1 rRNA gene is annotated in these 385 nt (G+C 45.5%); it reads right to left on the reverse strand.

From position 1 onward, the window contains the following. Positions 1 to 217: 217 nt before the first annotated feature. Positions 218 to 385: ribosomal RNA gene (locus G9F75_RS19735) — 16S ribosomal RNA — on the reverse strand; the annotation flags it as partial.

Consider the following 385-nt stretch of genomic DNA (forward strand, 5'->3'; position numbering starts at 1 on the left):
CTAGTGCCAAGGCATCCACCGTGCGCCCTTTCTAACTTAACCGTTAAAAAGAATCACTACGTGATATCTTGCATTACTAATTGAATGTGAATTACTTCTGTTATCTAGTTTTCAAAGAACAACATCTCGAAGAATCGAATGATCCTTCAAAACTAAACAAGACAGGGAACGTTCTGTTTATAAGACCCAAGGTCTTATATTCCGTTAAAATCCTTAGAAAGGAGGTGATCCAGCCGCACCTTCCGATACGGCTACCTTGTTACGACTTCACCCCAATCATCTGTCCCACCTTCGGCGGCTGGCTCCATAAAGGTTACCTCACCGACTTCGGGTGTTACAAACTCTCGTGGTGTGACGGGCGGTGTGTACAAGGCCCGGGAACGTA

Origin of the sequence: Bacillus sp. EKM208B, assembly GCF_011800725.1 — a bacterium.
In the GTDB taxonomy this organism is placed as follows: Bacteria; Bacillota; Bacilli; order Bacillales; family Bacillaceae; genus Bacillus; species Bacillus velezensis.